The sequence below is a fragment of the Marinobacter sp. genome (genome assembly GCF_033722195.1).
Classification (GTDB): Bacteria; Pseudomonadota; Gammaproteobacteria; order Pseudomonadales; family Oleiphilaceae; genus Marinobacter.
The window spans coordinates 1-4713 of the sequence record NZ_JAWVZL010000156.1 but is presented as its reverse complement, the minus strand read 5'-3'; the positions used below and the strand labels follow the sequence as shown (position 1 = coordinate 4713).

Genomic DNA, 4713 nt, shown 5'->3' with positions numbered 1-4713 from the left:
GGGCACTGGTCAATGCTGTTGACCACGCCGTCGTTGTCGCTGTCCACTTCACAGCCACGGCTGTTGACCATGGCGCCAGCCGGGGTATCCGGGCACTGGTCGCGGCTGTCCACCACGCCATCATTGTCGGAATCGGCTTCACAGCCACGGCTGTTAACAGGAACGCCCATGGGGGTGTCCGGGCACTGGTCGCTGGCATCCATGACACCATCGCTGTCGCTGTCCTGGGGACCGGGGGTGCCTACGGTGCGGTTGAAAGCAACGCTGAAACCGAGTGAGGCGACGGTGTCGAAGGTGCTTTCGTCGATGCCGTGGAATTCCCGCAGGTCGCCCCGCAGGGAGACGCTGTCGTTGATGTTATAGCGTACACCGGCGCCCACATTGACCCGGGTTTCATCGTGGTCGGTACCGGCGGTGAAGGGCGGCGCGTCGCCACCAAAATCGGCATGGCCGGCACCCAGGGCCAGGTAGGGGTTCCAGGTTTCGTGCTGCTCGCCGAAGTAGTAGAGGCCATCGACGCGGTATTCGTCGAAATCGCTGGAGCCGGGGACATACTTGCGATCCGCATCGCCGCGGGCATAGACAGCTTCAACGGCCCAGCGCGGCAGGAAACGGAATTCCACACCGATGCCATAGGTGGCGGTCTCGCTCAGGTCGCGCTTGTCATCGAACAGCTGCCAGCCCGCTGAGGGGTTGATATAAACGGTTTGTCGGGTTTCCTCGGCACCGGCAGTGGCGGCAGCCGCCGCCAGCGTGGCGATGGTCAGTGATCGCATGATGTTCATGCAGAACCTCCAGTTCATTCGTCAGATGGTTTATGTCGCCGGCCTGAGCCAGGGGGCTGACCGGCTTGTTATTACTGCCCCTACGTCGTCATTCGACCGATGGTTGCACGATGGACAAAGTTTTATCCGGATGCAGCGGCGAGCCGGCAGTGTCCTGGCTGCTCTACTGCTCACGCAATGGGTGAAAATACAGATGCGCGCTCTTTTTACTGAAGTTCAGGGTCCGGCCTTCGTCAAACCGGACAGTGAAGGCTGCCTCGTCCTCACCCACCACTGAACCGTGGCCAAAAAGGGTATGGGCCAGACGCTCATGCTGCCAAAGGGTTCCAGCGCTGGTGGTGACAGCCTCCGGCCGGGTCGAGCGCAACGCCACCCCGGCCCGCTCGGCGTAGGCCAGGCTGACCGGGGTCAGGGAATGGTCCAGTTCCAGAGGCTCGGAGCGGGCCTGCCCGGGCTGGTGCAGCTGGCCACCCAGCTGGCAGGAAAGCTCGAAAGCCAGCTCGTCGAAGAACCGGCTGCGGCTGTTGTCGGCGTCCACCAGCGGCCGCGGGCCGGGTTCCGGGGTGATCAGGTGAAGCCGGCGTCGGGTCCGGGTGAGAGCAACGTAGAGCAGGCGACGTTCGCTCTCCACCAGCGCGCCCGGGTCGTCGGCCTGGCGCGGGCTGTAGGGCAGGTACTTCTCCTGCAGGCCGGGCAGGATCACGGTGTCCCATTCCAGGCCCTTGGTGCGGTGGATGGTGGCCAGCAGGACGCCGCCGGAGGATTCCGCGCCGCCGGACCGCTGGCGCAGGGCCCGGAGATGGTCCAGGGCATCGCCGGCACCCAGGGCCAGGCCCTTGAGGTAGGTCAGCAGGCCTTTTACTGTGTCCACGCGCTCGCTGGCGGCCTCGTGGGTCATGGCCAGGCTGCGGATACCCTCGTAGAGCTCGGTGTGCTCGGCGTAGCGGTGAAGCAGGTCGTGGGCGGGGCCGGTTGCGCCGGTCAACGTCACCAGGCACTCCCCCAGCCGGCGCAGCTTGCGGGCCGCCAGCGGTGGCAGCGCGTCGAAGTCCAGGTCCAGCAGGCGCTGGCCCCAGTCTTTCTCGAAGCCCGCCAGCATCCGGGCCAGGGGTGTCAGTTCCGACTCCTTGAGCCCCACGTGGGGAAACCGGAGCAGCCGGCCCGCCAGCTCGAAGCGATCCTCGATCGGCGTGGCGGGCAAGCGGCTCGCCAGGACCTGCAGCAGCGCGGTAACGGCTGCCACCTCGCGGCTGAACAGGGCGCCCTTGCCGCTGTCGATACGGTAGGGCAGGCCCAGCTCCAGCAGCCGCAGCTCGATGGCCACGCTCTGGCTCCAGACCCGGAACAGGATGGCGGCATCCTGGCGCTCGGTGTCGCTCATGGCCTGCACCAGGGTCGCCACGGTATCGGCGTCGCGCTCGGTCTGGTGGCGCTGGACCTCGGTGGCGGGGGTGCTGTGATGGGCGTGGCAGAGTACATCCCGGCGACCCCGGTTGTGGCGGATCAGATGGTTGGCCAGCAGCGCCACGCGATGGCCGTAGCGGAAGCTGAAGGTCAGGGTCTGCTCCAGCGGCTGTTCGAACTCGGCGCTGAAGCGGCTGAGGATGAAGGCCGGCTGGGCGCCCCGGAACTCGTAGATGGTCTGGTCCGGATCCCCCACCACCGTCACCCGGGCGCGGTCGCCGGCCACGTAGCGCAGCAGCAGGTGCTGGATCTCGTTGGTGTCCTGGTATTCGTCCACGAGGATGACGTCCATGCGGTTGGCCACCAGGCGCTGGAGCGGCGGGTTCTGGTGGATGGCCATGACCGGCTCGTAGAGCATGTCGGCGTAGCCGATCCGGGCCTGGGACTTGCGCCACTGCTCGAAACCGTGGAACAGGTCCACCAGGTAGTCGTGGCGGTCCTCGAAGCCCAGGCTGTCGAACACCTCCCGCGCCGGCGTCAGGGTGGTCTTCACCCGGTCAATGAAGCCGGCGGCGGTCTCGACATAGTCTTTCTTGTTTCGCCTGATGTCGTCCTGCAGGCCCTCCGGCGCCAGCCGACGCAGCAGTTGCCAGACCTGGAAATGGATCTCCTGCTCGCTGAGGATGGCTTCCGAAAAGGCCGGCAGATAGCCCTCCCGCACAAAGCGCCGATACAGCCTCAGCCCCATGGCGTGGTAGGTGCGCACCTCGGGCAGCGCCAGGGCGGCACCCCGGGTCACCTCCGCCAGTTTGCGCTGGAAGTCCTGGCGGGCGGCGCGGTTGAACATCAGCACCATCAGACGGTTGGGGTCCTGGCCCTGCTCCAGCAGGTAACGGATGCGCCAAGCCAGGGTGGAGGTCTTGCCGCTGCCGGCCACCGCGGTGATCAGGGTATGCTCGACACCAGCGGTGATGATGGCGCGCTGTTCAGCGGTGAGGAATTCGGGGAGCCGGGTGGTCATGGCGCCATTGTAATCGGCAACTGGAATGGGGGTAAGCTGTCGCCCATAATGACGTTCATTTTGACTGCCGGTGGCCGCTGGAAAGGGCGCGCCGGAACAGTCACCGACAGCAGGAGACAGGCTATGGCCACGGTGATGGCGGAATCCCTCAATGTACTTGGCGAGACCCTGGAGGAGTGTGGCACCGACCCCAAGACCGGTTTCTACCGGGACGGCTGCTGCAATACCGGCCCGGACGATCTGGGCGCCCATGTGGTCTGCTCGGTGGTGACCGATGACTTCCTGGCCTTCTCCCGGGAACGGGGCAACGATCTGAGCACCCCGCGCCCCGAATTCGGTTTTCCCGGTCTCAAGGCCGGTGACGCCTGGTGCCTGTGCGCCACCCGCTGGCAGGAGGCCCTGGAGGCGCAATGCGCGCCCCGGGTGCGGCTGCGTGCCACTCACCGGGCGGCCCTCAAGCATTGCCGGCTGGAAGATCTCAAGCGTCACGCCATCGACCTGAGCTGAGCCCGCCGGTGCCCACACCGCAGCAATGGCAGGCCTTCCGGCAGCAACTCCGGGTCCTGGGGCAGCGTCGCCTGCTGCTGCTGGAGGGCGACCGTGAACGCAGCCTGGCCTGGCTGCGCCAGCAGCTGCCCGGCCTGATCAGCGGCGCCGGGCTCTGGACCGGTCCGGCCGAAGACAGCCCGCACCCCGAGTTGAGTCCGATCCAGCCCCAGGCCGGGCGCCAGTGGCTGGGCCGGGAGCTGGACCTGCTGGTGTGGGACGGCTGGTCCGGCAATCCCCCCGACAGCCTGGCAGCGCTGACCGGTACCCTGGCCGCGGGCGGCCTGTGGATCTGGCTGATGCCACCGCTGACCCAATGGCAGCAGTTCGCCGATCCGGACTACATCCGCACCGGGCTTGAGAACGCACCCCGCCATCCCTTTGCTGATCGCCTGGCCCGCCTCATAGGCGCCGACCCGGAGGTGATCCGGGTCCGGCCCGGCGAGACTTTCTCCTTGCCGGAACTGCCGCCCGCAGCCAATCCGTTCCAGCCCGGCGGTACCGAGGATCAGGCCGAGGCTGTGCGCCAGGTGGTGCGGGCCGGCCAGGGCCATCGCCGTCGGCCCCTGGTGGTCACCGCGGACCGTGGCCGCGGTAAGTCGGCGGCCCTGGGCATGGGCGCCGTCGCCTGGCTCCGGCAAAACAGCGAGCGGGGCAGCGACGCCCGGGTGGTGGTCACGGCCGCCTCCCCGGAGGCGGTCCGCACCCTGTTTCATCACGCTCTGGAGGTGGCCGGTGCGGACGCGCAACAGGGTAGTGATGGTCTCAGCCTGACCCTGGCAGACGGTCAGACCCTGCAGTTCTACGCCATCGACCGGCTGCTGCGGGAACGCCCGGCGGCCGGCCTGGTGCTGGTGGATGAGGCCGCTGCCATACCGGCGCCCCAGCTCAGCGCCATCCTGCTGGCCTGGCCACGGGTGGTCTACGCCACCACCGTGCACGGTTACGAGGGCTCCG

At 67.4% G+C, this 4713-nt stretch carries 4 protein-coding genes; 2 read left to right on the top strand and 2 right to left on the bottom strand.

All coding sequences use genetic code 11. The annotated features are described in order from the left end of the window. Together R3280_RS16080 and R3280_RS16075 are read right to left on the bottom strand one after the other, a co-directional pair. Positions 1–785, bottom strand: a 785-nt coding sequence (locus tag R3280_RS16080; protein ID WP_318999624.1) for an outer membrane beta-barrel protein, incomplete at its 3' end; no start/stop codon positions are given. A gap of 163 nt (positions 786–948) precedes the next feature. After that, the gene (locus R3280_RS16075) at positions 949–3210 is read right to left on the bottom strand and encodes an ATP-dependent helicase (RefSeq protein WP_318999623.1); all 2262 of its coding nucleotides are present in this window, start codon (positions 3208–3210) and stop codon (positions 949–951) included. Positions 3211–3333: 123 nt separating this feature from the next. Here R3280_RS16075 and R3280_RS16070 point away from each other — a divergent pair, with 123 nt between their 5' ends. Both R3280_RS16070 and R3280_RS16065 read left to right on the top strand, forming a co-directional pair. Beyond that, the gene (locus R3280_RS16070) at positions 3334–3717 is read left to right on the top strand and encodes a DUF2237 domain-containing protein (protein ID WP_318999622.1); all 384 of its coding nucleotides are present in this window, start codon (positions 3334–3336) and stop codon (positions 3715–3717) included. Positions 3718–3725: 8 nt separating this feature from the next. Continuing rightward, a partial coding sequence (locus tag R3280_RS16065; RefSeq protein ID WP_318999621.1) for a tRNA(Met) cytidine acetyltransferase TmcA domain-containing protein occupies positions 3726–4713 on the top strand: 988 nt, incomplete at its 3' end.